Origin of the sequence: Aliiroseovarius crassostreae (genome assembly GCF_001307765.1) — a bacterium.
GTDB lineage: Bacteria > Pseudomonadota > Alphaproteobacteria > Rhodobacterales > Rhodobacteraceae > Aliiroseovarius > Aliiroseovarius crassostreae.
Genome location: NZ_LKBA01000004.1, coordinates 624,586 through 651,120, shown reverse-complemented (window position 1 = coordinate 651,120; position 26,535 = coordinate 624,586). Strand labels below are relative to the sequence as shown.

Genomic DNA, 26,535 nt, shown 5'->3' with positions numbered 1-26,535 from the left:
GCCCCTCGGCCTTGCGGCCTCACCCCGGGATATTTGGAACAAGGAAAAGAGGGTTTTATGAAGCCGGGTGCACGAAATCTGATAACGGATGTGGCGGGATTGCGGGTTGGCAATGCCGAAGATCAGACTGTCAAAACGGGTGCCACGGTTCTGGTCGGTGACGCGCCCTTCACGGCGGCGGTTTCGGTCATGGGCGGCGCCCCCGGCACACGAGAGACGGATCTTTTGGCCCCGGACAAGCTGGTTCAGCAGGTGGATGCGTTGGTGCTTTCCGGCGGGTCGGCCTTTGGGCTGGATGCGGCATCGGGCGTGGCCGATGGTTTGCGCGCAGACGGGCGCGGGTTTCGGGTGGGCACCCAGACGGTTCCGATCGTCCCCGGGGCCATCCTGTTCGATCTGATGAACGGGGGGGACAAGGCGTGGGAGGAGAACCCATACAAGGCGCTGGGCATCGCTGCTCTGAAGGCAGCTGATCCGGTCTTTTCACTGGGATCCGTCGGGGCGGGTTGCGGCGCAACGGTTGGAAAAGCCTTTGGAACCGCGCTGAAGGGCGGGTTGGGGTCGTCTTCTTTGGTGTTGGACAATGGGATCACTGTGGGGGCGCTGGTTGCCGTAAACGCGTTGGGGGCGGTCACGATGGGGGATGGGCCGGAGTTCTGGGCCGCACCTTGGGAAATGGGGGCTGAGTTCGGAGGGTTGGGCTCTGGTCGTCATGACCCACAGCTGGAACCCACGCCGGAGGCCAGCCTTGGAGAAAACACCACCATCGCCATTGTCGCCACGGATGCCAAGCTGACTCAGGCCCAGGCCATGCGCATGGCAACAGCGGCCCATGACGGCATGGCACGTGCAATCCATCCCAGCCACACGCCGTTTGATGGGGATTTGGTTTTTGCGGCGGCCACGGGACAGATTGATCTTGAAGCCGGAGAATTCGACACCCTCCGCCTGGGCCATGCGGCGGCCATCTGCCTTGCCCGGGCCATTGCACGCGCCGTCCATGCCGCCACCCCTTCTGCAGGAGATCTTCTGCCCAGTTGGAGCACGCGATTTGGCAATGAGGGTTAGAGAGGTGGATGGTGCCCAACATGCGCTGATCGTGCTGATGGTCCCGTAAATTTCACCGCAAACTTGATCTTGGCCATAGATACTCTGTGCAAGCCAAGACAGATCCGGGCCAATCTTCGAAACATTACTGCAATCACAGAAGGATCTCTCAAGAAGTCTGGATTGCGCCGGCCTTTCTGGATGAAATCCTCCAAACAGTAAGGTATGTCCGTTTCACATACCGCCCTGCGGATATGATCAAATTTACTTGACGCGTTTGCGCAGGGATGCCCATATCAAATTTCGCATCCGCTCGAAAACGTGAAATGGGAGAAGCACATGGCCGTCAATGCAACTGAGCTGAAAAGCCTTCTGAAAGACCCCTCGCTGGTCGAAACTCGCGCCTATGTGAATGGCCAGTGGATCAACGCGGACGATGGTGCAACATTCACCGTCTCCAACCCGGCGCGTGGCACGGAAATCGCCCAGGTGGCGGACCTGAGCCGGGTCGAAGTGGCCCGTGCCATTGAGGCCGCTGACATCGAGGGCCGCAAATGGGCGAAGCGCACCGCCAAAGAACGCGCCAATATCATGCGCCGCTGGTATGAGCTGATGATGGAGAACCAGGGAGATCTGGCAATCATCCTGACCGCTGAAATGGGCAAGCCACTGGCAGAAGCCATGGGCGAAATTGCCTATGGGGCCTCGTTCATCGAATGGTTTGCGGAAGAGGCCAAGCGTATCTACGGCGAAACCATCCCCGGCCACCAGCCTGACAAGCGCCTGATGGTGATCAAGCAGCCAATTGGTGTGGCGGCCTCGATCACGCCGTGGAACTTCCCCAATGCGATGATCACCCGCAAATGTGGCCCGGCGATTGCAGCGGGCTGCGGCTTTGTGGCCCGCCCTGCGGAACTGACCCCGCTGTCCGCCCTTGCGCTGGCTGTTCTGGCGGAGCGCGCCGGGGTGCCTGCCGGGGTGTTCAACGTGGTGCCCAGCTCGCGTGCTTCTGACATTGGCAAGGAGTTTTGCGAAAACCACAAGGTGCGCAAACTGACCTTTACCGGATCGACCGGTGTGGGTCGGATCCTGCTGGGGCAAGCCGCAGATCAGGTGATGAAATGTTCAATGGAACTGGGTGGAAACGCCCCGTTCATCGTGTTTGATGACGCGGATCTCGATGCGGCTGTCGAAGGGGCCATTGCCTGCAAATTCCGCAATAACGGCCAGACCTGCGTCTGTGCCAACCGGATTTACGTGCAGGAAGGGGTCTATGACGCCTTTGCCGAAAAACTTGCCAAAGCGGTTGCGGCCCTGCCGGTGGGGGATGGGCTGGATGAAGGGATCGCCCTTGGCCCGCTGATCAACGAAGGTGCGGTCAACAAGGTTCGAGAGCATATCACGGACGCAACCGCAAAAGGGGCCGAGGTGATCCTCGGTGGCAAGGCGCATGACCTTGGTGGGCTGTTCTTTGAACCAACCATTGTGAAAGGTGCCACAAAGGAGATGGCGTTTGCGTCAGATGAGACCTTCGGGCCACTTGCGCCGCTGTTCAAGTTCAAGGACGAGGACGATGTGATCGCCCAGGCCAATGACACGATTTTCGGCCTCGCCAGCTATTTCTTCGCCAAGGATCTGAGCCGCGTCTACAAAGTGGCAGAAGAGTTGGAATATGGCATTGTCGGTGTGAATACCGGCATCATTTCAACCGAGGTGGCCCCTTTTGGCGGGGTCAAGCAATCGGGTCTGGGACGCGAAGGATCACGTCATGGGATCGAGGATTACCTTGAAATGAAATATATCTGCATGTCGGTGTAAATCGTCATAAATAAAGAAAAAGAGGGCCATTTGGTCCTCTTTTTTTGTACTGCGCTCATCCCGCTTTGCAGTCTCAGCAAAAAAGGGCGCGGGGTGTCCCCCACGCCCGTGCGGTCGTCACTTTGACAGATGGGTCAGACCTCAACCGCCTTGCTTTCCACGGCTTTCGGCCCATTGATTTCAATCTGGCGTGGTTTCAGGGCTTCTGGCACCTCACGGGTCAGGTCGATATGCAGCATTCCATGTTCATGGCTGGCCCCGGTCACCCGCACATGATCGGCAAGGTGGAAGCGACGTTCAAAGGCACGGGTGGCAATGCCACGGTGCAGGTAGGTCCGGTTGCCATCTTCGGGGGGTTTCCTGGCCGAAATCAGCAGCGCATTTTCCCGCACTTCAACGCTCAGCTCATCTTCTGAGAACCCGGCAACCGCAACGGAAATACGCCAGGCATCATCATCGGTCTTTTCAATGTTATAAGGGGGGTAGCTGTCACGGCTGCCTTCATTGGTCAGCACGCGATCCATCAGGTCGGCAATTTGATCAAATCCAACCGTGGCACGATACAGCGGAGTCAGGTCAAAATTTCGCATAGGGTGTCCTTTCCAAAAGCGACATCAGATTTGCGCCTTCCCTCATGGGACAGGCAGAACACAGGCCCGCCACTGCGGCACCTGTAATCAGGATGTAGGCGTGTTTTTATCGCTTTCAAGAGGCGGCTGAGCACCCTCAGGGGCGGGCAAATTTCGCCCCGCCCCCCCGGTTGGGCTCCAACTCCAGTCGCCGCACATTGGGGGTGGATGTGGTCTCGACCTGCTCAAACATCCCGTCACCACGTGCCAGAATGGATTTCAGCTCAGCCAGCGGTGCTTCGAGATTGGTGCCAAGGGACACGGGGATATCGCGCACCATGGCTTTGGCTGAAATCACCGACACAATGCGCGGTTCGCCATTTTCCACCACAAAGACAGGGGCGCCGGAAGAGCCGAAATCCACCTCGCAGGACATGACAAGCACACCGGACTGGCGTGCCAGAACCTGGCAGGTTTCCTGCAAAGCCGGGCTTTCGGCACGATCATGCGCATAAGAGACAACGCCAACCTCCGCGCCTTTGCGCGGACGCTGGAGCGTGGCAAACGGCTTGACCGAAGACTTTCGAATGGGTTGATCCAGTTCCAGCAAGGCAAGGTCATTGACCACCCTTGCCGCATTGTTCAGATCCTTGAAGGCAAATTTCGGATGAACAAGTGCACGGCGCACCCCGCGATAGGCCGATGCGCGCCCATTGCGCCACCCGGCCAGAAACTCGATTTCACTCGCTTCATATTGCCGCCCGGTCACCTTGTCGAACAGGCAATGTCCCGCCGTCAGAACCAAATTCTCGGCAATCAATGCGCCGGTGCAGAAACTGTCACCTGCCATATTCAAACGCCCGACAGCTTCCCAGCCCCGGCTGTCATCACCAGTCATCAGTTTCTGCAGAGGGGATGGATCGGATGCCCCAAGCGGCCCTGTAAACCACAGCACCACCGCGACAAACGCGAATAGTTTCTTCATGTCTTTGCCTCAACCGGGGCATTGAGTGCCCTCTCATGGGGGGCAGCTTAGGGGCAAACTATGTCTCAGGAAAACCCAAAAACGTTTAAAGCGGGTTAAAGAGCAATTAATTTCCGAGGTTGTGGCCCGCCGGTTGCCCAATCCAAAAGCTCAACCGTATGCACAACCGGCACCTCGGTTCCCGAACCGATCTGTAACATGCAGCCGATATTTCCCGCCGCAATCACCTGCGGCGCCCGCGCCTCAAGCGTTTCGACTTTGCGCGCCTTCAGTTGTGCCGAGATGTCAGGCTGCAAAATATTATAGGTTCCCGCGGACCCACAGCATAAATGCGGGTCCTTGGGGTCAACCACCTCAAACCCGGCCCGTTCAAGTAAACGCCTCGGAGGTGTTTTGACCTGCTGGCCATGCTGCAGCGAACACGCGGAGTGATAGGCCACCCGCAGGCCCATTTGTCGCTCTGGCAGCTCAAGCTCCATCAATAGTTCGGTCACATCACAGGCCAGCTCAGACACTTTGGCCGCATCCTCTGCCAGCGGCGTGTTGCGAAACATATGGGCATAGTCCTTCACCGTTGTCCCGCATCCGGATGTGTTGATGACAATTGCGTCCAGCCCCGCCGTATTATGTTCCGCCATCCAGGCCCGGATATTGCGCGCCGCCTGAGCGTGGCTATCCTCCTCCTTGCCCATATGGTGGGTCAGCGCACCACAACAGCCCATATCACGGGCAATCACCACCTCGCACCCCAACCGGGTGAGCAACCGGATGGTCGCGTCATTGATATCCGTATCCAGCGCCTTCTGCGCACATCCGGTCAGCAAGGCGACACGTTTCCTGCGTGCGCCCTTCGCCGGGAATACCTGCGGCTGATCATTGGCCGAGGGGCGTGGCAGTTTCGGTGGCGCCATCTCCAACATTGCCCTGAGACGGGGATCCGGCAGAAGGTTGCGCAAAGGGCGTCCCGCCCGCGCCAGCGTCATCGCTGCGCGAAACCGGCGGGGAAAGGGGATGATCCTTGCCAACGCCCAGCGCAGCAGCCGATCCAGAAACGGGCGCCTGTAGGTTTTTTCGATATGAGCGCGCGCATGGTCGATCAGATGCATGTAATGCACCCCCGACGGGCAAGTGGACATACAGGCCAGACAAGACAGGCACCGATCCACATGTTCCACGGTTCTGGCATCAGCTGGTCGCCCGGCCTCCAGCATATCCTTGATCAGATAGATCCGCCCCCGCGGACTATCAAGCTCATCGCCCAGAACCTGATAACTCGGGCAGGTCGCGGTGCAGAACCCGCAATGCACGCAGGCACGCAGGATCTCATTCGCCCGTTCGATGGCAGGGTCCTTCAACTGCTCTTCGGTAAAATGCGTTTGCATCTCAGCCCCCCATCAGGCCGGGGTTCAGCACCCCGTTTGGATCAAATCTCTTGCGCAGCGCGGCACTTATGACTGCAAGCGGCGCAGGCTCTGGCGGGAAAACCGGCACCTTTGCACGCGTCGCGGCCGATGCCCGAAGCAAAAGCGCATGACCGCCCAGACGGTTCACTTCAGACCGGATCAGCGAGGCAAACGCCTCTTGCCCCTCATCAACACGCATCCAGACAAGCCCCCCGCCCCAGTCATACATCACCTCCGGTTCGATGGATGCCAGCGCGCACACCAGACCCGGCCCATCCAAAGGTTTCACCGAGATGCGCCAGACCGCACCGGGTTTGTTGGCAAACGGCGCCACCTGACGCAGTTCCTCCCAACGGCGAGAGGAGGCCTCTCCCTCCACCAGGTCAAACCCCCGCAACACCCCTTGTTGAAGCGCGCGCGCACGGTAGGCAACCGAAGCGGCCAAGCCCTCGATACGCACCCGGGCCTCACCGCCAACACAGGCCGCCCCGGTCACATCATAAGGCGATCCAAGGGCAGCAGACAGGCGCGCCACCGCCTCTGCGTCACGCAATCCCTGCCCAACCAGCGTGACCTCTGCTTCCGGCAGAGCCTGCACCTTCAGGCTCACTTCGCTGAGAACACCCAGTGTGCCCCAGGATCCGCACAGCAGCTTGACCAGGTCATAACCAGTGACGTTTTTCATCACCCGGCCACCATTCTTGATCACCCGACCACCCCCATCGACAAATCGCACGCCAAGGCAATGATCCCGCACCGCCCCCGCCTGAATGCGCCGTGGCCCCGAGCTGTTTGACGCAACCACTCCGCCAATGGTCGACGCCCCTGCCCCCCCCAGAAGGGGCTGAAAATCCGAAGGTTCGAACGCCAGACGCTGCCCTTCTGACGCCAGCAACGCCTCGATCTCCGCCAGCGGCGTCCCCGCTTGCGCCACAAGCGTCAACGCACCCGGTTCATAAAGCACCACCCCGGTCAGCCCCGCGACGGACAGCATTTCCCCTTCAACCGGTGCCCCGATATCCCGGGTGCCGCCCCCCCGAATGCGCCAGGACGCGCGCGCGCCTGCCAAAATCTCGGCCAGATCAGCCTCAGTCTCAGGTGTCATCATCTTTTTCTTGTTCCAAATATCCCGGGGTGAGGCCGAATGGCCGAGGGGCAGCGCCCCTTACTCCAATCCCCCTTCCGCGCGCCGGCTGGCTGTCAACGCAAGGGGGAAAACTTTCGCAGGGTTCAGGATCCAACCTGGGTCGAACACATCCTTGACCGACATCTGGGCCTCAAGATCCGAGGCTGAATACTGCACCTCCATGAGATCTCTCTTCTCCACGCCCACACCATGCTCTCCGGTCAGGCACCCCCCCACTTCGACACAAAGGCGCAGGATATCCGCGCCAAAAGCTTCGCATTTTTCAAGGTCCCCGGGTTTGTTGGCGTCAAACAGGATCAGTGGGTGCATATTGCCGTCCCCCGCATGGAACACATTGCCCACACCCAGCCCGTATTGCGTGCTCATCTCGCCAATGCGTTTCAGGACATAGGGAAGTGCGCTGACCGGGATAGTCCCGTCCAGACACATGTAATCATTGATCTGTCCCATGGCGCCGAAGGCCGATTTGCGCCCCAACCAGATCCGTGCACTTTCCTCAGACGAGCCGCTTTCACGGATTTCCACCGGATCGTGGCGACGCGCGATCTGGATGATGCGCGACAGCTGATCATTGATCTCGCCCTCCGATCCTTCCACCTCGATGATCAAAAGCGCCTCACAATCCGGGTATCCTGCGCCCGCAAACGCCTCGGTGGCACGAATGCAGGGCCGATCCATGAACTCGATCGCAACAGGCAGGATCCCGGATTTGATAATGTCCGAAACACAGGCCCCCGCGACCTCATTGCTGTCAAACCCAATCAGAACGGGCCACGCCCCTTCCGGGCTGGCCAGAATGCGCAGCGTTGCTTCGGTCACGATGCCCAGCTGGCCTTCGGAGCCGCAGATCAGCCCGAGCAGATCCAGCCCCCCCGCATCCAGATGCGCGCCCCCTATCTCAACCACCTCACCATTGGCCATGACCATCTTCACCCCCATCAAATTGTTGGTGGTGACACCGTATTTCAGGCAATGGGCCCCGCCGGAATTCATCGCAATATTTCCCGAAATGGCACAGGCCAGCTGCGATGATGGGTCCGGAGCGTAGAAAAACCCGTGCTCCTCAACCGCGGCGGTCACCGAGAGGTTGGTGCGCCCGGCCTGCACCCGGATGAAACGGTTGTCGTAATCCGTTTCCAGAACCTCGTTCATGCGCGCCACGCCAAGCACCACGCTGTCCGCTGTCGGCAGGGATCCCCCGGCCAGGGACGTGCCCGCCCCACGAGGCACCACCGGCACACTTTCCTCAAAGCAGACCGTCATCACAGCGGCCACCTCTTCGGTGGATCTGGGCAGAACGGCACAAAGCGGCGGGCATTTATATGCGGTCAGCGCGTCACACTCATACACGCGAAGTTCAACCGGATCATGGATGACACCCTTGTCCCCCAAGGCCGCTTGCAAACGCCTGACAATCCTGACCTTACGACCGAGCACGCTGTCATCTGGTTTGGGCATATCCATGGTGGCTCTCTCGGTCGGCTAGAAAACTTGATTGGTAATAAATTATAACCAATCAAGGCGACACGCAAGAGCCCGCGCATTGATCCGGCTCCTGAAGCGTCAGCCAGACCGGCGGCGGCCTTCCAGCCACCAGGCCAGTATCACTGCGCCTGCGACACTCAAAAGCCACAGCAGCGCAGGCAGCACAGGGCGCAACCGCAGATCCCGGCGAAGATAGGCGTTGCGTGGCTGGTATCCGATCCATCCCCGCCCGGACACCACATCCCCGGCATCTATCGCCCGCAGCCTTGGCAACCCGGTTTCGAGCAGCCAGACCCTGCCGAGCCTTGCGGGAAGAACGCTCTCCAACGCGTCCGGAGAGACCAGCGGCTGGGCAAACTCTTTCGGTGCCGCCGCGCCATGCACCGCGACCACCGTCTTGTCCCCCTGCGAGAACCGGTAGACGCCTTGCGCGCGTGCCTCTGCCGCGTCCCCCTCCCCGGAAAGCTGCGCTTTGAAACGCCCCGGCCCGTCCGGTTGCATCAACATTTCTTGCCTCTCCCCTTCCGGCGTTTGCACAAATAAGGGCTCCGGCCTGTCTGCAAGGGTCTGCCGGGTGACCACGATGCCCCCGTCTTCGGTTTCCCGAACATTCAGCGCCTCTTCCTCAAGCTCCGGCTCTCCCATCATCCAATGGGCGAGCCGCCGCAAAAGCTCCAGTTGTGGCCCGCCTCCGTCAAACTCCCGCGCCCAGAGCCAGAGCTGATCGGTGGCAATCAGCGCCACACGCCCCTCGCCTGCGCGGTCCAGTGCCAGCAAAGGCCGCCCTGCGGGAGACTGGAGAACCACCTGCCCGCTATCTTGCGTAACCTCCAGATGGCGCAGCCACTTTCCCCAGGGTTTGTCGGTGGGCGTATCGGTGGGCGTATCGGATTGCAGCGCCCGGGTTACCGGGTGACGCTGGCCCAGCCCGGTCACTTCCGGGCGCATCGCTTCGTTGATCACAAGACCGGTTGGGCGGGCCGGCAAGACCTCTCCGAGAGGGGAGCGGGAGAGGCTTTCCGCGCCCGCAAATTCCGGGCCGGCCGCAACCAGCACCGCCCCGCCGCGGTCCACGTAATCGCGCACGCTTTCCAGATAATATCCCGGCAGGATTCCCCGCAGCCGATAACGATCGAAAATGATCAGGTCGAACTCGTCAATCTTGTCGATGAACAGCTCCTGCGTCGGAAAGGGGATCAGGCTCAGCTCATTTACCGGCACCCCGTCCTGCTTGTTTGGCGGGCGCAGAATCGTGAAATGCACCAGATCGACAGAGGCATCTGATTTCAGCAGATTACGCCAGGTGCGTGTTCCGGGGTGGGGTTCGCCAGACACCAGCAGCACCCGCAGCCGATCACGGATTGCATTGATACGCAACGCCGCCTGATTGTTTCGATCTGTCAACTCGCCCTCAAGCGGCACGAGTTCAAGATGCACCACGGTTTCACCTGCATGGTCGAGGTCGACGGGAAGCTCCATATCCCGTCCCACCGGGATGATATGGCGGCTGGGCGCGGCCCCATCGACAGAGAGGCGCAGCTCGGCTGGCCCTTGCTCGAAAGGCCCCAACGCCTCAACCCTCAACTGGATCACCGCAGGCTCTCCTGCCAGGGCGAATCTCGGCGCCCGCAGGATGGTCAGGCGCCGGTCCCAATCCGACTGCCGACCGGTTTGCAAAAGATGCACCGGCACGGAAAGCGCGCTCAGGCGCGCGGAAGCGGCTTCAAAATCCTGAAGCCCCCCGTCGGAAACGATCACCACCCCCGCCAACTGTGCCAGCGGCAGGGTCGCAAGCGCCTCATCCAACACGGGCATGAGCAACGTGCCCTGGTCACCGCGCGCGGTCGGGATCACATGCTGCCGCAGATCAAGCTGGGCGACACCGGCGGCCTGCCCAAGCCAGCCCAGCGCCTGCGCCCGCATCTGCGCCCGGTCACCAAGGCCTTGCGATGCGCTTTCATCAGACAGCACCAACAGAATATCCGGCAGCGGATCACGGGTTTCCTCTTGCAGTTTCGGCCCCGTCAGCACAACGCCCAGCGCCAGCAGCGCAAGGGCGCGCAGCGGCCACCCCGGCAGTCTGCGCCAGACCACTATGGCCAGAAACACCACGCCCAGCACCGCGAGAAATGCCAGCCACGTCCATGGCAAAAGGGGGGCAAACAGGATCTGCAAATCGGGAAGGGTGTCGTTCATTGCCCCAACCTTTGCAAAAGCGCCGGGACATGTACCTGGTCGGATTTGTAATTTCCGGTCAACACATGCATCACCAGATTGATCCCGAACCGCAGCGCCATTTCGCGCTGACGCTCGCCGGCATAGCCGCGTCCCACCGGCAGGATCGGCCTTCCATCGGGATGTATGGCCCAGGCCCCTGCCCAGTCATTTCCACCAATGATCACAGGGGTCACCCCGTCATTGAGCAGGCGAAATGGCATCCCCTCCACCTGCTCTGCCCCGCGCGAAGCGGCCTCGGCCCAGACCGGACCACTGTGACGACCGGGGAAACTGTCGATCAGGTAAAAGCTCCGTGTCAGAACATGATCGGGCGGGATCGGGTCGAGGGGCGGCAGGGACAAAGGGGCCGCCAGATCCTGCAATTTCCGCGTCTCTGCCCCGCCGCCGCCAAGCCCTGCATCACGGGTATCAAACAAGATCAGCCCCCCCGTTGCCAGATATTGCGCCAACCGATCATAGGCCGATGCGGACGGCAGGGGTTGCTTCACTGAGACCGGCCAATACAGCAGCGGAAACACTGACAGCTCATCTTGCTCAAGATCCACCCCGACCGGGGCGGCGGGTTCAACCGAACTGCGCGCAAACAAAGCCTCGGACAAGCCCATCAGCCCCGCCTGGGCCAGCCGGTCCAGATCGGCATCCCCCGTCAGCACATGTGCCAGCGTCACCTCGGCGGCGGCGCGGGCCACCTTGCCACCATCAGCCTCGCCTGCTCCCGCCCCCTGCGCGCGCGCAACATCAGGCACCGCCACAAGCGTCGCCCCGGACAAAATCACGGTCAGGATGAAGACCCGTGGAACATCCCGAGCCGCCGCCCTTACAGGGGTTTGACCAAAAATCCGGCCGGAGACCCAGAGCGTCGCGATCCCATCCAGCAAAATCAGCAAGAACGCCACCAAAAGCACCTGCCCGGCGAATTCGCGCGGGCCAGCCTCTCCGCCCCAATGCGGCACGATGCGCGATGGCCATTTGGCGGGCAGAAGCTCGGTGTCTGACAACACGGCGTTGATCACACTCTGCCGTGCATCACTGACATAAAGCCCGGGCGGCGTGTTGCGCCCCACCTGCCCCGACAGGGCCAGCGCCATCTCCTGGCCATTGATCACGAGCGGGGGCTGTTTGCTCTCAAGCTGCCCAAAGGCGTTCAGGGCGACGTCCATCTGCCAAAGCGAGGTCTGTAAATCCTGCGGGTCACCCTCCTGTGAGGTCAGGGGCTGCGTTGCCGTGGCCGAGGTCAGGCGCTCCAGCATTTCGACAAACAGCCCGGACAGAACCAGATTGGACCATTCAGCATTTGCCCCGACATGGAACAGCACCACCTGCCCCGCCCCTATCAGCTTGCGGGTCACAAGCGGCGTTCCATCGGACAGGCGTGCCAGAACGCGCTCGGCCAGATCGGGGCCGGGTTCCGCCAGCACCTGCCGCCGGACACTGACATCCTCAGGAACGCGCAGCCCGGCAAAGGGACCATCCGCGGGGAAAGGGGCCAAGTGCTGCGGGGCGCCCCAGCTCATCGCACCGCCCACGGCGCGACCGCTTCCCCGCAGGCGCACCGGCAACAACAGCTCTTCCACACGGCGCGCGCCCTCGGCCGTCGCAAGACGGGGACCTGCGAACCGCAATAGCAGCCCGCCCTCGGCCACAAACTCTGCAAGCGCGCGCTGATCCGGTTCCGGGATCAACGGCACATCGGACAGAATAATCACATGGGGGCTGGCCCGCAGCGCGTCTTCCAACCGCTGGGCTTCGACAATTTCGGTTGTCGGTTCCAGTGCGGCGCGAAGGAAATGATCCGGTCGCAAAAGCGCAAGCGTTTCGCTGTCCTGCGCGCCCAGCAGGGCGACCCGACGGCGGGTCAGCCCCTCTCCTACCAGTGACACCTGCCCGGCTGAGCGCCCCATTAACGCCCCAGCCCCCTCCTTTGACACTTCGAACCGTTGCACCCGGTGGCGCAGTTCTGGTGGCAGGGTCAGGCGGATCGTGGCCTGCCTGTTGCCCGCGACAAATGCCACGTCTTCACTGTGCAGAAGGCGGAGCTGTCCCATGGGATCACGGCCAAAAGCCTGCAGTTTTGCCGACAGGCTGGGCCCCGCGGGGATACGGAGCGCGCGCAGGTGCACCTCGTTTCCGTCCAGCGTCGCCGGGGCAAGCGCCAGAACCGTTCGTTCAGGCTGCATCACCTCAACCGTGCCACGTGCCTCTCTCAGCGCAAGCGCTTCGCCACGCCCTGACCGCGCCACCCCGTCAGAGATCCAGACCGTGTGCCCCTCGGGCAGGGCTGCAAGGGTGGACAGCGGGTATGCCCCGTCCCATGGCACAGGTGTCATTGTCGCCAGCCGCTCCCGCCAGAGGGCGGCGGGTGCCAGAGCGGGCAGGGTTTCCTGATCGGACAGGGCAATCAACGCCACCTGCCCGGCCTGTTCAGCCTGTTGCAGGATCTTGTCCACGGTGGCCACGCGCTGCCCCCAATCTGCGGCAGCGGGCCAGAAACTGTCGATCACCACGATCAGTGGCCCCTCGGCGCTGCGAGGTTTGTCCGGCGACAGAACCGGCCCCGCAAGGCCGATAATCACAAGGGCCAGGGCCAACAGGCGCAGCAAGAGCAGCCAAAGCGGCATTTTACGCGCCTCTACCCGCTGATCCGAAAGGCCAAGCAGCAACGTGACCGCCGGAAAGCGGCGCCGGATTGGCGCGGGCGGTATGGCCCGCAACAGCCACCACAGGGCGGGCAGCCCCAACAGGGCCAACAGCAACCATGGCGATGCAAACCCCAGCGCGCCCATTACGCCCCCCCTTCCAATGCACGATAAAGCCACATCAGCACTGCGGCAGGCGCATCGTGGGTGACATGGGCATGATAGACCCACCCGGCCTGAGCACAGGCCTCGGACAGCAGGGTTTTACGGGCTTTCAACCGCGCCTGATACGCATCGCGCAGATCAGCGGCTTCCTGTGTCTCAAAACGGGGGCTGTCCAGCATATCCATGAACAGGGTGCGCCCGGTGTAAGGGAAGTGTTCTTCTGCCGGGTCCAGCACCTGAAGGAAGGCCCCTTTCACACGGGCCTGAGCGGCTTGCTCCAGCGCGCCGAAATAGGTTTCCGGGTCCGCCAATCCATCGGTCAGGATCAGCGCACGGGCGCGGCGTGGAAAATGGTCTGGCATTGCGGGGGCCATGGTCAACCCATCCAGTCGGGACGGCAGGCGCCCTTCTCCTAGCATGGGTGGGCGCGCGTCACCGACAAACCCCACCCGCTCCCCCGCACGCAGAAACAAAAGGGCCGCGGCAAGGGAAATCAGCTGCGCGCGCGCGCCTTTGCTAGGCAGGTTTCGCTCTGAGCTAAACCCCATCGACGCCGCAGGATCCACCCAGATCATCACCGTCTGAGCTGCCTGCCATTCCCGGTCACGGATAAAAGCCTGATCCGAACGGGCCGAGCGACGCCAGTCGACCCGATGCGCCGGGTCGCCGGGCTGGGCCGTGCGAAACTGCCAGAATGCATCCCCCTGCCCGGCCCGCCTGCGCCCGTGATCTCCGAGCTGCACCGTATCCGCAAGGTGACGGGCCGCCAGCAGAAGTGAGGGCAACCCCTCGGTCAATTGCGCAGCCGCGCGCAATTGGCCAGAGGTGCCCGCGGCGGTCATGCGGTTGCCCCGATATGGGCCAGCACCGTGTCAATCAGGTCGGAAAGCACCACCCCTTCTGCCCGCGCCCCATATCCAAGCGCCATACGATGGCTTAATACCGGGCGCGCCAGGGCGTGCACATCCCCCGCATCCGGGGCCAGCCGCCCATCAAGAGCCGCGCGGGCCCGCACCAGAAGCATCAGCGCCTGGGCGGCCCGTGTCCCCGGCCCCCAACTGACCGCCTTTTTCAGCGCCTCCGGCGCGGTTGGGTCATCCGGGCGGCAGGCGCGCACCAGATCCAGGATCATTTCGACCACACTGTCTCCGACCGGCATCAGACGGATCAGTTCCTGAGCCCGCAGAAGCTCCTCTTGTGTCAGGATCCGGCGTGTCGCAGTTTCGGCCTCACCGGTGGTGGCCAGAAGGATCGCACGCTCATCCGCGCGATTGGGGTAATCAACATCAATTTGCAGCAAGAACCGGTCAAGCTGCGCTTCGGGCAAAGGATAGGTGCCCTCCTGCTCAAGCGGGTTCTGGGTTGCCAGCACATGGAACGGGGCGGGCAGCGCATGGGTGTGGCCTGCGACCGAAACCTCACGTTCCTGCATCGCCTGCAACAGGGCCGACTGGGTGCGGGGGCTGGCGCGATTGATCTCATCCGCCAGCAAAAGCTGACAAAAGACAGGACCTTTTACAAACCGGAAATGACGTCGCCCATCATCCCCTTCTTCAAGCACCTCGGCGCCAAGAATATCAGCGGGCATCAGGTCCGGGGTGAATTGAATGCGACGATCACGCAGCCCCATCACCACGCCCATGGTTTCAACCAGTCGGGTTTTCCCCAACCCGGGCAGCCCAACCAACAGCGCATGCCCGCCGGCAAGAAGGGCTGCAAGCGCCTGCTCCACCACCAGATCCTGACCGATGATCTGGCGCGTGATTTCCCCCTTTGCAGAGACGAGTTTCTCGCCCAGCGCCTCCAGCTCAGCCACGATGCCGTGGTCGGAAATACCCTGATCCATGAACCCTCCCTTTCGTGAAAATGTCGCAGCAAAACAATTGGGGCAGCTGTCGGTGCTTCATCTTGATCCGCAAACACTTTAAAGCGTTTCGGGATAAACTTGTGACACATGGTTATTCCGAAACGCCCACAACTTTGATATCTCTGACAGTGTTTCGACTTCTCCCTACCTCAGGTGAACGTCGAAACGCTTTAACTTGTATTTAAGTCCGAAAACTCGCGGGGAACAAATGACAAAAGCGCCAAGTGACGGGAAATCGCCGGTGGCAGGGGCCGGACCGGACGCCAAACGCTTGTCAGAGGCGGTTAAGCTGGCCGCGCCCAAAGGCCCGCCGCCGGTGCATCTGTGGCATCCTGCCTTTTCGGGGGACATGGATATGCGCATCACCCGTGACGGAGCGTGGATCCACGAGGGGCGCCCGATCACCCGCCCCGGGCTGGTGCGCCTGTTTGCCTCGATCTTGCGATATGACACGGGCGAAGACGGCAACGAGGCGGGCTATATGCTGGTCACCCCGGTTGAACGGTTTCGCATTCAGGTGGAGGATGTGCCCTTCATCGCCGAAGACGTCGACGTGACGGGGGAAGGCCACGATCAGCGCCTGACCTTCACCACCAATCTGGGGGACACCACCACCGCCGGCCCCGCGGCGGCGTTGAGGATTGAACTGGACGGGCCTGACGGTGCACCGCGCCCCTATGTGCGGGTGCGCGGCAATCTGGATGCCCGCATTGACCGCAAGACCTTTTATCGTCTGATGGATCTGGCCTGCCCTCATGAGCTGGAGGGAACACGCTGGTTTGGCCTCTGGTCGGACGGGGTTTTCTTCCCAATCACCCCCGCTGACGAGCTTGCCCCCTGATGCCGCGTTTTGCCGCCAACCTGACCTTCCTGTTCAAGGAGCTTCCGTTTCTGGAACGTTTTCAGGCCGCGGCAGAGGCGGGGTTTCAGGCTGTGGAAGTGCTGTTTCCCTATGATGACGCCGCCCAGCTGGTGACACGGCAGCTGATCGCAAACGGGTTGCATATGGTGCTGATCAACACTCCGCCACCAAACTACACCGGGGGCGCGCGTGGTTTTGCAGCAACGCCAAATGGGCAGCAACGATTTCAGTATGATTTCAAGCGCACCCTGCGCTATGCAAAAGCTTTTCAAGCCAGCCACATCCACATTATGGCGGGCAAGGCCGAGGGGCTTGTTGCACACAGGACCTATGTGGAAAACCTGAAATGGGCGGCCCGGATGGCCCCCGGGCAAAGCCTGACCATCGAACCGATCAACACGGATGACATGCCGGGATATTTCCTCAACTCCTTTGATCAGGCGGCCGAGGTAATTGCCGAGGTCAACGCCCCCAATCTGGGCCTGCAGTTTGACGCCTATCATGCAGATCGCATCACCGGGGATGTGCTGGGCTGCTGGGCGGAGCACCGCCATCTGGTGCGCCACATCCAGGTGGGTGGCATTCCGGATCGCAAGGAACCGATCCGGGGCGAATTCAACTATCCGCGCTGGTTTCGGCAATTGGACCGCGAAGGCTATAATGGCTGGGTCAGCGGCGAATACCACCCCACGGCGCAGACCCAGTCAGGGCTGATCTGGTTGACCGACGGTCTGGGCTGAAACCACCTTGCCCACCCCGACCGTGGCCATGACCATGACCGTCACCTTGCGGCTTACATAAGAAAAAACCGCCCGGTCCAAGGCTCCTGACAGAACGCTGTCAGCAGGGCTGTGTCACACTGTTCTTATCACATCAGATAAGGAGATATGACATGGACACCCAACCTGCCCCGCTTGTGGTCTGGACCGAAATTCCCGTCCGCAACCTGCAAAAAGCCGTGGCCTTTTACAATGCGGCCTTTGGCTGGTCGATGGAGATCGACACGAACAGCCCCGCGCCGATGGCCGTTCTGGGGGGGCGCATGGACACGGTCGGTGGCAATCTTTACGAAGGCACTCCCGCAGCGTCAGGCACCGGCAATATCGTGCATATCAACCTGACCTGCCCTCTGGAAGACGCCAGCAAGGCCTGGGAAAAGGCGGGGGGCAAAATCAGCAGTGATCCGGTGGAAATCCCCTATGGACGTTTTGTCTATGCCACCGATCCTGATGGCAATACGATAGGCCTGTTCGAGCCGAAAACGACCTAAACCAACCCGGCCCCCGCAGCAAATGTCAGGAGGAACAGAAAGATGCGCCGCGCTGATCGCCTGTTCCAGATTGTCCAGTTGCTGCGGGGTGGCCGGCTGACGCGGGCTGCAGATCTTGCCTCCGAACTTGAGGTCTCCTCTCGGACGATCTATCGCGATATTGCCGATCTGATCGGCTCCGGCGTGCCGATCGAGGGCGAAGCCGGGGTCGGATACGTGATGCGGGCAGGCTATGACATTCCGCCGCTGATGTTCACCCGTGACGAGGTGATGGCGCTGATTGCCGGGATCTCGATGATCGAACGTATGGGTGGGGCCGCAATGGCAAAATCGGCCCGTGACGCGCACGGTAAAATCCGCGCGGTGCTGCCCGAAGCCCTGTCGGCGGCGGCAGACCGGGTGGAAGTACATGCCGGTCCCACCCTGACACCATCGGACCGGGATCGTCATTTCATTGATCAGATCGAGGCCGCAGTCGGCACACGCAGGCGCCTGCATCTGACCTATACCGATGGTGACGGTTGCCAGACCACCCGCACCATTCGTCCGCTGGGTCTGTGGCTGTGGCAAACCGGTTGGTGCGTGGTGGGATGGTGTGAATTGCGCTCGGATTTTCGCATGTTCCGCGTGGATCGCATTGAAGGTTTCACCACCGGAGAGGTGTATCGCGAAGAGCGCGAGAAGTCCCTCTCCGCCTTCTATGCCCGCATGCACGCAGAGGCCTGCGAAACCTGACTTCACACCTGCCCTGGATCAGCCCGCCTCGCTTAAATGCGTTCCATTGCGTGTCCGGCGCCCCCAGACACGGGGGACACCGAACCGCGGCAGGCGGCATCAAATTGTGCGCATTTCGAACCAATCATGTTGCGTGGGTTATCCGGAAACGCCTTGGCGGGTGCCGCCAATCCGCTGCGGTGCCACGCAGGCATCCCCCGGTGCTTCCATGTCCAGCGTGACATGACCAATTCCGAACCGATTGTTCAGGGTGGTTTTGAGGGCGGTTTTCACCGCATTTACCTCTGGCCAGTTGATGGGCGTGACAACAACATGCGCTTCAAGCGAGGTCACCTCTTCACTGATCTGCCACAGATGAACATGGTGGACTTCCTCCACCCCCTCCACCGTTTCCATGGCACGGATCACATCTTCCACATCCAGCCCCGGAGGGGCGCCGAGCATCAGGATACGCGCCACGCCCCTCAGCTCCCCCAACCCCATCCAGATGATATAGGCCGCAATACCCAACGTGGCGATCGGATCGGCGAGATACCAGTCAAAGGCGACAATCAGAACCCCCACCACAATCACAGCCACCGAGCCCAGCGCATCGGCCACATTGTGCAGAAAGGCCGCACGGATATTGGCGCTGTCCTTGGCCATGCTCCAGGTCAGCAACGCGGTGATCACATCCACCACCAGCGCCACGCCAGCCACGATAATGACCAGCCATCCGGCCACCTCGGGCGGTTCAAAAAACCGCATGATCCCTTCATAGGCCAGGTAAATCCCGATCACCACCAATGTGGTTAGGTTGATCAGGGCCGCGACCAGCTCCACCCGCTTATATCCAAAAGTCATCTGGGTGTCGGTGGTGCGGCGTGCAATTTTTCGGGCAAAAAAGGCAATCGCCAGCGAGGCTGCATCCGACAGGTTGTGGATCGCGTCAGCAATCAGGGCGACAGAGCCGGACAGAACGCCGCCGATGATCTGTGCCACGGTCAACAGCACGTTTACCGCAACGGCGAGGCCAACCCTCAGGTCCCCGGCCTCCGGGTCAATATGGTGGTGATGCCCGTGCCCCCCGCCATGCCCGTGTTTATGCCCAGTTTGGTGGGTATCTGTGTGATTGTGATCATGAGGCATCAGGCCACCCTTCGCTGATTGTGAGGACGGGCCGCGGGCTGGTCAGCAGCGGAGCAACACCCGGTTTCCTATTTCACCTCGCTACTTAATTGCTCTAGCAACTAGAGGTTCAAGGGGCTTTTTGCAGGTCTTTGCATTTTTTCCGACCAGCCGGATGCGTTGAGGGAAAGGGGCGCTGCCCCTCGCCTCTTCGAGGCTCACCCCGAGGTATTTCAGGCAAGAAAAAGACGCGGCGGGGGAGCCGTTCGCGGGGGGGCGCGAAGGGAAAGGGGGCTTAATGCGCTTCGGCCCAGTTCATGCCCACCCCGGCGTCAACAACAAGCGGCAGGTCGAGCTTGATGGCGGGTTCGGACGCCCCCTCCATCACATTGCGCACAACGCCGATCACGTCCTCCACGGCGGCTTCGTCCACTTCGAAGATAAGCTCGTCATGGACCTGTAGCAGCATCTTGGCAGGCAGCCCTTTGATGGCATCCGGCATGCGGATCATGGCACGACGAATAATATCCGCAGCGGTGCCCTGAATGGGGGCGTTGATCGCCGCGCGTTTTGCAAAGCCCGCCTGCGGGCCTTTTGCGCCAATTTCCGGTGTGTGGATCTGGCGCCCAAAAAGGGTTTCGACCCGCTTGTGTTCCTTTGCGAAGGCCACTGTTTCATCCATATATTTGCGAATGCCCGGGAAGCGTTCGAAATAGCGGTCGATAAAGCCCTGTGCATCTGCGCGGGGGATGCGCAGGTTGCGGGCGAGACCAAAGCCGGAGATGCCGTAGATCACACCGAAGTTGATCGCCTTGGCCTGGCGGCGAATATCCGGGGTCATCTGATCCAGCGGCACATCAAACATTTCCGACGCGGTCATGGCGTGAATATCCTGCCCGTCACGGAATGCCTGTTTCAACGCATCAATTCCGGCCATATGGGCGAGAATGCGCAGTTCGATCTGGCTATAGTCCAGGCTGATCAGTTTCTTCCCTTCAGGGGCCACAAAAGCCTCGCGGATACGACGGCCTTCTTCTGAGCGCACCGGGATGTTTTGCAGATTCGGGTCTTTTGACGCCATGCGGCCCGTATTGGCCCCGGTTTGCAGATACGAGGTATGCACCCGCCCCGTCTCCGGGTGGATATGGTCCTGAAGCGCATCGGTATAGGTGGATTTGAGCTTCTGCAACTGGCGATAGTCCAGAACGCGCGCGGCAAATTCATGCTCAGCGGCGAGATCTTCCAGCACATCGGCCGGGGTTGACCATTGCCCTGTCTTGGTTTTCTTGCCCCCGGGCAGTTCCATTTCCCCAAACAGGATTTCCCCTACCTGTGCGGGGCTTTGCACGTTAAACTCGCGTCCTACGATCTCGTGCAGCTCGGCCTCATAACCTGCCATTTTCTGCGCAAATGCGTTGGACATGCGCGAAAGCACATCGCGGTCGACCTTGATCCCGGTCATTTCCATCTCGGCCAGAACCGGAACCAGCGGACGTTCGAGCCGTTCATAGACGCGCGTGACCCCTACGCTGTGCAGGCGCGGTTTCAACAACTGCCACAGGCGCAAGGTGATATCTGCATCTTCGGCAGCATATTTCACCGCCTCCTCGATCGGCACCCGGTCAAATGTGATCGCGGATTTACCGGTGCCCAGCAGGGTTTTGATCGAGATCGGTTTGTGGTCGAGATAGCGTTCGGACAAAATGTCCATGCCGTGGTTATGCAGCCCTGCATTCTGGGCATATGACATCAGCATCGTGTCATCAATCGGCGCCACCTTCACCCCGTTCCGGGCAAAAATCTTGGCATCATACTTCATGTTCTGGCCAATTTTGAGGATGGCCGGATCTTCGAGCACAGGTTTCAGGATCGCCAGCGCCTCGTCCAGCGCCATCTGCCCCTCTGCCAGCTCATCCCCCCCAAAAAGGTCATCGGACTGGCTGGTCTTGTGGGTCAGTGGGATATAGCAGGCAGTGCCCGGTTCCACACAAAGCGAGATCCCCACAAGGTCCACGAGCATCTCGTCCAAACCGGTGGTTTCGGTGTCGATGGCCACGTAACCGCGGGCGCGGATCCCCTCCACCCAGCAGGCCAACGCGGCGCCGTCCCGGACCCATTCATAGGCCTCCGGATTGATCGCGGGGGCTTCTGGCGTGGAGAGGCCCGGCGCGGTTTCAGGCTGTCGGATCTCGGGCGCATCCACCCCCAGACGGGTGGCGATGCGATTGGTAAGGGTGCGAAACTCCATATCCGCAAGGAATGACAGCAGCGTTTCCGGCTCCGGGTCCTGTATCTCAAGCGTGGTGAGATCCAGATCCAGATCCATCTGGTCATCCAGTTTGACCAACTCGCGAGAGAGGCGGATCTGATCCGCCTTTTCAATCAGGGTCTGTCGTCGTTTGGGCTGTTTGATCTCTTCGGCCCGGGCGAGCAGGCTGTCGAGGTCGCCAAATTCATTGATCAGAAGCGCCGCCGTCTTGATGCCAATCCCCGGCGCACCGGGCACGTTGTCCACGCTGTCACCTGCCAGCGCCTGCACATCGACCACTCGATCAGGACCGACGCCGAACTTCTCTTCCACACCTTCCACGCCGATACGCTTGTTCTTCATCGGGTCAAGCATTTCGACCCCACCGCCGACCAGCTGCATCAGGTCCTTGTCGGAGGAGAGGATCGTGACCCGCCCGCCCGCCGCATCGGCACGGCGCGCAAGCGTTGCGATGATATCGTCAGCCTCGAACCCTTCGACCTCGATACAGGCGATATTGAAGGCACGGGTGGCGTCACGGGTCAGCGGGAATTGCGGCACAAGATCTTCGGGTGCAGGCGGGCGGTTGGCCTTGTAGGCCGGATAGATCTTGTTGCGAAAGCTCTTGCCGGAATGGTCAAAGATCACCGCCACATGGGTGGGGGCATCCGGGCCGGTCTGATCTTCGATGAACTTGAGCAGCATATTGCAAAAGCCGGACACGGCGCCGATCGGCAACCCGTCGGATTTGCGCGTGAGTGGGGGCAGCGCGTGATAGGCGCGGAAGATGAAGGCGGACCCATCCACCAGATGCAGGTGGCAGCCCTTGCCGAAACCTTGGTCGAGCGTGGCGGTGTCGCTGGTCATGTTGCGTCCTTCATTCCTGTGGCCCCGGCGTGATCCCAAAGGCAAAAACGGCTGCGAAGCGCCTGCCCGCAGCCGAAAAAGTGTCAGATGGGCGAGGGTTTACGCCGCCTGGTCATCCGTCTTGTCGGCATGGTCCTTATGCACGAATTTGCAATCGCAATAGGGGCATTCGACCCAGCCATGTTCATTGGGGATCCGCAAATAGACGCGCGGATGGCCCAGTGCGCCCTCACCGCCATCACAGGCCAGTTTGTAGCTGTCAACGAGTTTGGTTTCCGGTGCGGATTGGCTCATGGCTCACCTCATGTAATGCGTTGTGGGCATGATAGTGATGATCGGCGCGGCGGCAAGAGGGAAGCGCTTGGATTGGCCGCTCTTCGGTCGAAAAGCCGCCCCTGCGGGGTCGGTTTTGCCAAAGCGTTTCGAGGTTTGGTTGAAACAAAGCATACTCTCGAAACGCACGACACACCGAAACGCTTTAAGAGTGGCTCAAACCTGCGGTTTGAGCCTGGGGGCGCTGCCCCCCGCGGTTTCACCGCTCACCCCGGGATATTTATGCCCAGAAAATGAGATCAGCCCTCTACGCGGCCAAGCATTCGACCCAGCGGTCGACCGCCGAGGATATGGGTGTGATAATGCGGCACTTCCTGCACCCCATGTGTGCCGGAATTGGCGATGGTGCGATACCCGTCCTGTTGATCACCGGGGGCAAGATTGAGCATTTTGCAGACGGCACCGATGGTGCGGATATAGCCCAGAACCTCTTCGTCAGTGGCGTCATTGGCAAAGTGGTCTGCATTCACATACGGCCCTTTGGGGATCACCAGCACATGGACCGGTGCCTGCGGCGTGATGTCCCGAAAGGCCAGCGCATGTTCCGTGTCCAGCACGGTGTCATTGGGTATCTCACCGCGCAGGATCTTGGCAAAGATATTCTGGTCATCATAGATGTAGGCCATGGGGCGCTCCGCTTCTTTTCTCTGGCTATTCGCCTTGTGGTGTCAATCCGAGGGGGATCAGTCCGAAAAGAGGTGATCCGTTTCGGCAATTTCCCTTGCGTGACTGTCCGGAATGGAGAGGAAATCTGCAAGGGCGCGTGTATTGGTTTCAGAGGAGGCAAACTCGCTGAAGCGGAAGTAACCTTCAAAGGCCGCGTCACGGATTTCATCGCTTTCGTTCATCACGTCGGACCGGATGGTGGGCAGCAGCCTGTCAATGGTTTCACGCGGCGTATTTTCGCCGGCCAGCCCGACCCGCATGGCGTGACCAAGCAGGTAGTCATTGGTGAAATTGCATTCCACTTCCAACAGTTTGGTCTGCGAGCGGTCTGAAAAGAAGTCCCGCAGCAAATCCATGTTATTGGGGTCCATACAGACCACCAGCCGCTCTGTTTCGTAATAGTCAAACAGCATCCGCATCAACGCCCTGCGATGCCGGGTCCGTTTTCCAAGCCGGGTCTGGATGCCACCAAGATCCGGCATCGGGCAGCTTTCTTCATCAAACAGGTAATCAATTGTCGGGATATTGGTGACCTGTTTGATCCGATGGGCCACCCGCTTGCCCACATGCCATTTCTTCGCCACCACGATCAGCAGTTCACGTTCGCGCCCCAGGGTGGCTTCCTGTTCCCAGAAACGGGGGGCAAACCGTTGCCCGACCCGCCCGCGCCCGGTCAGGAACTTGAACAGGGAGCGCCCTTCATTTGAAATCTGAAACTCAACCCCTTCGGCGGCAAACAGGTCACCGAGACGACGTTTGAGCACATGGGCTTCGGGGCTGATTTTTCGCGCAAACAGGAAGTCCTGCGACAAGAGAAGATCATAGTGGTCATTATAAAACGTGACCGGCATCCCATAGTCGGTAAACATCAAAAACGTCAGGGTGCGGCTACGGATTTCCTGGCCAGGCACGATATGGCGCACCAGCGTCTGGAAGAAGGTTTCATCCGGAATCCAGGTTGAGCGAAAGAATCGCATCACGTCTTTGCGCTTGCGGGTAAAATCGAGGATCCATTCGATCGTCCGGCGGCGCAGACACCACCACTGGCTGCCAATCTGCACCTGGATATCATGCGGGATTTCACGCGTCAGGCCCAGACGTTTTTGCAAGTTGTAACTTGTGTAAAACAAGATTTTCTGCGTGCGTTCATTGAAATAATGGCGGTAGATCAGCCGCTCTTCCTTCATCCCGGTCTTGATCCAGTCACTGGCGAAATAATCGAAGCTTTCAATGTAATCGACATCTTCACGATCCAGAAAGGCATGGGCATATTCCGCGGATTTAATGGCCATGCAATCGCCGGACACCATGTAGAAATGGGTGGCTCGAGGGAACGCTTCGACCGCAGCTTCAACGGCATGAAGCGTGGCCTGCACCAAAGACCAGCCCCCCCAGCCGCATTTGATCCTCTTGCGGGCAAAGGTGACGTTGGGATTGTCTTTCAGGGCGTCGTATATTTTCTGAAAATGTGCGGGTTTTGCGCGGGCATCAAAGTGAATCGCCATGCAATCACCCGCAGCTGTCAGCCGCGTTGCCTGGTTAATGATCGCATCAGGGTCTTTGTGACACAACAAGATGAAGGCAATCTTTGCCATTTACCAAATAATCCCTCAGTTTCAGCGACATTGTTGCCATAAATAACGTGAAGAACCATTGAATAAACAGAGTTTCTTTGCTTTTTTTCCTCTAAGTGGTGATAATTGCATTTCGTGACAGACGTTTCGATTACAAGTTTTGGCAAGGAGGCTGCGTTAGATGGGATTTCCCGGCACCTGGATGACGGAAAGTGAAAGCGTGGTCTACCGCGTGGTGCCCAAATGCGCCTGCTCGACCATTGGTCAGATCATGTTCTATTCTGACCATGGCGAATTTTTCGACGGCGACATTCACGACAGCAAGGACCGCCTGCACAAGTGGTCGCAGGAGCATTCGCAACAGTTGATCATCAACAACGTGAAGGCCCATAACAGCTATGCCTTCACCTGCGTTCGAAACCCCTATACCCGCATCCTGTCCAGCTTCTTTGACAAGATTTGCGGCATCCAGCGCAATGGCAAACGCTATCGCGGAAATCTGGTTCCGATGCTCATTCAGAAATATGGGATCGAGGTGGGCAGCCCGGACGACGCGTTTGATTTCGACCAGATCAAGAGCTTTCGCCGCTTTCTTCTGTTTGCGCGCGACACGATCCGCTGGAAACGACCGATGGATCCGGACATTCACTGGTCCGCAATGTCGGGCCATGTGTCCACCTTCATCCTGAATGGTGGCACCTATGACAAGATTTTCTGGACCGAACAGTTCAATGACGGGATGCAACAGGTGCTCGACAGTATCGACACGCCCCATCAGGTGGATCTGAACGCAATTCCGCGCTTTAACGAAAGCGAAGGCCACGGGCCGAAACGCGCCCACCCGGTTGAGGATTACTTCGACGACCTGTCCATGCATCTGGTCTATGAAATCTACAAACGGGACTTCAACCTGTTCAAATATGACTTCGAGAACCCGGGCAACAAGATGCCAATCGGCGAGATCGACCTGGACGAGGTTCATGCAAAGCTGGGCGACTGACCAGCCGCATCAACAACAAAGTGAGAGAGACATGAAAGCGCGCGTAACTTGGGCGGAAGCCCGGACTTTTGTCGGCACATCCGGCACGGGTCACAATATCGTTCTGGGCACAAGCCATGGAGAAGGCGGCACGCCCGGCCCCAGCCCGATGGAGCTTTTGCTGATCGGAACGGCAGGGTGTTCAGCCTATGACGTGGTGTCGATCCTCGAAAAATCCCGTCAGAAGATCGAAGACGTTCAGGTAGAGGTGGATGCTGAGCGCGCGGAAACGGACCCCAAGGTGTTCACCAAAATCCACCTGCATTTCATCGTGAAAGGGCGCGGTGTCGGGGCTGATAAGGTCGAACGGGCAATTTCACTCTCGGTCGACAAATATTGCTCAGCCTCCGCCATGATGGCTGCCACAGCTGAGGTCACCCATGATTTTGAGGTTGTGGACACAGAGTGACCCGCCTTGGTCAGACCTCTTTCAGGCTCCGCATTTCTGCGGGGCCTTTTCTTTTTTGAGCATCA

Annotated in this window: 22 protein-coding genes; 8 read left to right on the top strand and 14 right to left on the bottom strand. The window is 60.0% G+C overall.

Annotated elements, in window-relative coordinates; genetic code table 11:
- The first annotated feature begins 57 nt into the window (after positions 1-57).
- Both AKJ29_RS05375 and AKJ29_RS05370 read left to right on the top strand, forming a co-directional pair.
- Positions 58-1,068 (top strand): P1 family peptidase, encoded by a 1,011-nt coding sequence (locus AKJ29_RS05375; RefSeq protein WP_055188615.1) that lies wholly within the window; start codon positions 58-60, stop codon positions 1,066-1,068.
- A gap of 318 nt (positions 1,069-1,386) precedes the next feature.
- Complete coding sequence (locus tag AKJ29_RS05370) at positions 1,387-2,865, top strand: NAD-dependent succinate-semialdehyde dehydrogenase (RefSeq protein WP_055188613.1); 1,479 nt, start codon at positions 1,387-1,389, stop codon at positions 2,863-2,865.
- Between the two features lie 134 nt (positions 2,866-2,999).
- Here AKJ29_RS05370 and AKJ29_RS05365 read toward each other — a convergent pair whose 3' ends face one another.
- The 9 genes from AKJ29_RS05365 to AKJ29_RS05325 all read right to left on the bottom strand — a co-directional run bounded on the left by AKJ29_RS05365 (position 3,000) and on the right by AKJ29_RS05325 (position 15,339).
- Positions 3,000-3,455 carry an Hsp20 family protein gene (locus AKJ29_RS05365; RefSeq protein WP_055188611.1) on the bottom strand — a complete coding sequence of 152 codons (456 nt, stop codon included), beginning with the start codon at positions 3,453-3,455 and terminating at the stop codon, positions 3,000-3,002.
- Between the two features lie 136 nt (positions 3,456-3,591).
- Positions 3,592-4,419 carry a trypsin-like serine peptidase gene (locus tag AKJ29_RS05360; protein ID WP_055188609.1) on the bottom strand — a complete coding sequence of 276 codons (828 nt, stop codon included), beginning with the start codon at positions 4,417-4,419 and terminating at the stop codon, positions 3,592-3,594.
- A gap of 95 nt (positions 4,420-4,514) precedes the next feature.
- The gene (gene glcF / locus AKJ29_RS05355; protein WP_055188607.1) at positions 4,515-5,801 is read right to left on the bottom strand and encodes a glycolate oxidase subunit GlcF; all 1,287 of its coding nucleotides are present in this window, start codon (positions 5,799-5,801) and stop codon (positions 4,515-4,517) included.
- A 1-nt stretch (position 5,802) separates the two neighbouring features.
- The gene (locus tag AKJ29_RS05350; RefSeq protein WP_055189060.1) at positions 5,803-6,927 is read right to left on the bottom strand and encodes an FAD-binding protein; all 1,125 of its coding nucleotides are present in this window, start codon (positions 6,925-6,927) and stop codon (positions 5,803-5,805) included.
- Between the two features lie 60 nt (positions 6,928-6,987).
- Entirely contained in the window at positions 6,988-8,433 is a 1,446-nt protein-coding gene (locus AKJ29_RS05345; protein ID WP_055188605.1) for an FAD-linked oxidase C-terminal domain-containing protein, read from the bottom strand.
- Positions 8,434-8,532: 99 nt separating this feature from the next.
- Positions 8,533-10,650 carry a hypothetical protein gene (locus AKJ29_RS05340; RefSeq protein ID WP_055188603.1) on the bottom strand — a complete coding sequence of 706 codons (2,118 nt, stop codon included), beginning with the start codon at positions 10,648-10,650 and terminating at the stop codon, positions 8,533-8,535.
- Positions 10,647-13,475, bottom strand: coding sequence for a DUF4159 domain-containing protein (locus tag AKJ29_RS05335; RefSeq protein ID WP_055188602.1), 2,829 nt, complete (start codon positions 13,473-13,475; stop codon positions 10,647-10,649). Before AKJ29_RS05335 ends, AKJ29_RS05340 begins: the two co-directional genes overlap by 4 nt.
- Positions 13,475-14,335 carry a DUF58 domain-containing protein gene (locus tag AKJ29_RS05330; RefSeq protein ID WP_055188600.1) on the bottom strand — a complete coding sequence of 287 codons (861 nt, stop codon included), beginning with the start codon at positions 14,333-14,335 and terminating at the stop codon, positions 13,475-13,477. The genes AKJ29_RS05335 and AKJ29_RS05330 overlap by 1 nt, the downstream gene beginning before the upstream one ends.
- Positions 14,332-15,339, bottom strand: coding sequence for an AAA family ATPase (locus AKJ29_RS05325; RefSeq protein WP_175502253.1), 1,008 nt, complete (start codon positions 15,337-15,339; stop codon positions 14,332-14,334). Before AKJ29_RS05325 ends, AKJ29_RS05330 begins: the two co-directional genes overlap by 4 nt.
- A 229-nt stretch (positions 15,340-15,568) precedes the next feature.
- Here AKJ29_RS05325 and AKJ29_RS05320 point away from each other — a divergent pair, with 229 nt between their 5' ends.
- From AKJ29_RS05320 to AKJ29_RS05305, 4 genes are all read left to right on the top strand, one after another.
- On the top strand, positions 15,569-16,201 hold the full coding sequence (locus AKJ29_RS05320) for a DUF1285 domain-containing protein (protein WP_055188598.1): 633 nt from the start codon (positions 15,569-15,571) through the stop codon (positions 16,199-16,201).
- The gene (locus AKJ29_RS05315; protein WP_055188596.1) at positions 16,201-16,962 is read left to right on the top strand and encodes a hydroxypyruvate isomerase family protein; all 762 of its coding nucleotides are present in this window, start codon (positions 16,201-16,203) and stop codon (positions 16,960-16,962) included. Before AKJ29_RS05320 ends, AKJ29_RS05315 begins: the two co-directional genes overlap by 1 nt.
- Positions 16,963-17,114: 152 nt before the next feature.
- Positions 17,115-17,492, top strand: coding sequence for a VOC family protein (locus AKJ29_RS05310; RefSeq protein ID WP_074963591.1), 378 nt, complete (start codon positions 17,115-17,117; stop codon positions 17,490-17,492).
- A gap of 42 nt (positions 17,493-17,534) precedes the next feature.
- The gene (locus AKJ29_RS05305; RefSeq protein ID WP_055188595.1) at positions 17,535-18,227 is read left to right on the top strand and encodes a helix-turn-helix transcriptional regulator; all 693 of its coding nucleotides are present in this window, start codon (positions 17,535-17,537) and stop codon (positions 18,225-18,227) included.
- A gap of 138 nt (positions 18,228-18,365) precedes the next feature.
- Here AKJ29_RS05305 and AKJ29_RS05300 read toward each other — a convergent pair whose 3' ends face one another.
- From AKJ29_RS05300 to AKJ29_RS05280, 5 genes are all read right to left on the bottom strand, one after another.
- Positions 18,366-19,355: a cation diffusion facilitator family transporter gene (locus AKJ29_RS05300; RefSeq protein WP_055188593.1), complete on the bottom strand. Its 990-nt coding sequence runs from the start codon at positions 19,353-19,355 to the stop codon at positions 18,366-18,368.
- Positions 19,356-19,629: 274 nt separating this feature from the next.
- Positions 19,630-22,449 carry a DNA polymerase I gene (gene polA, locus AKJ29_RS05295; protein ID WP_055188591.1) on the bottom strand — a complete coding sequence of 940 codons (2,820 nt, stop codon included), beginning with the start codon at positions 22,447-22,449 and terminating at the stop codon, positions 19,630-19,632.
- Positions 22,450-22,548: 99 nt separating this feature from the next.
- Positions 22,549-22,743: a zinc-finger domain-containing protein gene (locus tag AKJ29_RS05290; protein ID WP_055188590.1), complete on the bottom strand. Its 195-nt coding sequence runs from the start codon at positions 22,741-22,743 to the stop codon at positions 22,549-22,551.
- Between the two features lie 278 nt (positions 22,744-23,021).
- Positions 23,022-23,408, bottom strand: a complete 387-nt coding sequence (locus AKJ29_RS05285; protein ID WP_055188588.1) for an HIT domain-containing protein — start codon at positions 23,406-23,408, stop codon at positions 23,022-23,024.
- A 57-nt stretch (positions 23,409-23,465) separates the two neighbouring features.
- Positions 23,466-25,043, bottom strand: a complete 1,578-nt coding sequence (locus AKJ29_RS05280) for a DUF5928 domain-containing protein (RefSeq protein WP_055188586.1) — start codon at positions 25,041-25,043, stop codon at positions 23,466-23,468.
- Between the two features lie 160 nt (positions 25,044-25,203).
- Here AKJ29_RS05280 and AKJ29_RS05275 point away from each other — a divergent pair, with 160 nt between their 5' ends.
- Positions 25,204-26,022 carry a sulfotransferase family protein gene (locus AKJ29_RS05275; protein ID WP_055188584.1) on the top strand — a complete coding sequence of 273 codons (819 nt, stop codon included), beginning with the start codon at positions 25,204-25,206 and terminating at the stop codon, positions 26,020-26,022.
- Between the two features lie 31 nt (positions 26,023-26,053).
- The gene (locus AKJ29_RS05270) at positions 26,054-26,470 is read left to right on the top strand and encodes an OsmC family protein (protein WP_055188582.1); all 417 of its coding nucleotides are present in this window, start codon (positions 26,054-26,056) and stop codon (positions 26,468-26,470) included.
- Positions 26,471-26,535: the final 65 nt, after the last annotated feature.

Bases quoted from the DNA above. Each gene is read 5' to 3' on its own strand.
- AKJ29_RS05360 (WP_055188609.1), bottom strand. From the start codon at position 4,419: ATGAAGAAACTATTCGCGTTTGTCGCGGTGGTGCTGTGGTTTACAGGG.
- AKJ29_RS05345 (WP_055188605.1), bottom strand. From the start codon at position 8,433: ATGGATATGCCCAAACCAGATGACAGCGTGCTCGGTCGTAAGGTCAGG.
- AKJ29_RS05315 (WP_055188596.1), top strand. From the start codon at position 16,201: ATGCCGCGTTTTGCCGCCAACCTGACCTTCCTGTTCAAGGAGCTTCCG.
- AKJ29_RS05365 (WP_055188611.1), bottom strand. From the start codon at position 3,455: ATGCGAAATTTTGACCTGACTCCGCTGTATCGTGCCACGGTTGGATTT.
- AKJ29_RS05270 (WP_055188582.1), top strand. From the start codon at position 26,054: ATGAAAGCGCGCGTAACTTGGGCGGAAGCCCGGACTTTTGTCGGCACA.
- AKJ29_RS05290 (WP_055188590.1), bottom strand. From the start codon at position 22,743: ATGAGCCAATCCGCACCGGAAACCAAACTCGTTGACAGCTACAAACTG.
- AKJ29_RS05335 (WP_055188602.1), bottom strand. From the start codon at position 13,475: ATGGGCGCGCTGGGGTTTGCATCGCCATGGTTGCTGTTGGCCCTGTTG.
- AKJ29_RS05310 (WP_074963591.1), top strand. From the start codon at position 17,115: ATGGACACCCAACCTGCCCCGCTTGTGGTCTGGACCGAAATTCCCGTC.
- AKJ29_RS05305 (WP_055188595.1), top strand. From the start codon at position 17,535: ATGCGCCGCGCTGATCGCCTGTTCCAGATTGTCCAGTTGCTGCGGGGT.
- AKJ29_RS05320 (WP_055188598.1), top strand. From the start codon at position 15,569: ATGACAAAAGCGCCAAGTGACGGGAAATCGCCGGTGGCAGGGGCCGGA.
- AKJ29_RS05370 (WP_055188613.1), top strand. From the start codon at position 1,387: ATGGCCGTCAATGCAACTGAGCTGAAAAGCCTTCTGAAAGACCCCTCG.
- AKJ29_RS05375 (WP_055188615.1), top strand. From the start codon at position 58: ATGAAGCCGGGTGCACGAAATCTGATAACGGATGTGGCGGGATTGCGG.
- AKJ29_RS05350 (WP_055189060.1), bottom strand. From the start codon at position 6,927: ATGACACCTGAGACTGAGGCTGATCTGGCCGAGATTTTGGCAGGCGCG.
- AKJ29_RS05325 (WP_175502253.1), bottom strand. From the start codon at position 15,339: ATGGATCAGGGTATTTCCGACCACGGCATCGTGGCTGAGCTGGAGGCG.
- AKJ29_RS05300 (WP_055188593.1), bottom strand. From the start codon at position 19,355: ATGCCTCATGATCACAATCACACAGATACCCACCAAACTGGGCATAAA.
- AKJ29_RS05275 (WP_055188584.1), top strand. From the start codon at position 25,204: ATGGGATTTCCCGGCACCTGGATGACGGAAAGTGAAAGCGTGGTCTAC.
- AKJ29_RS05285 (WP_055188588.1), bottom strand. From the start codon at position 23,408: ATGGCCTACATCTATGATGACCAGAATATCTTTGCCAAGATCCTGCGC.
- glcF (WP_055188607.1), bottom strand. From the start codon at position 5,801: ATGCAAACGCATTTTACCGAAGAGCAGTTGAAGGACCCTGCCATCGAA.
- AKJ29_RS05330 (WP_055188600.1), bottom strand. From the start codon at position 14,335: ATGACCGCCGCGGGCACCTCTGGCCAATTGCGCGCGGCTGCGCAATTG.
- polA (WP_055188591.1), bottom strand. From the start codon at position 22,449: ATGACCAGCGACACCGCCACGCTCGACCAAGGTTTCGGCAAGGGCTGC.
- AKJ29_RS05280 (WP_055188586.1), bottom strand. From the start codon at position 25,043: ATGGCAAAGATTGCCTTCATCTTGTTGTGTCACAAAGACCCTGATGCG.
- AKJ29_RS05340 (WP_055188603.1), bottom strand. From the start codon at position 10,650: ATGAACGACACCCTTCCCGATTTGCAGATCCTGTTTGCCCCCCTTTTG.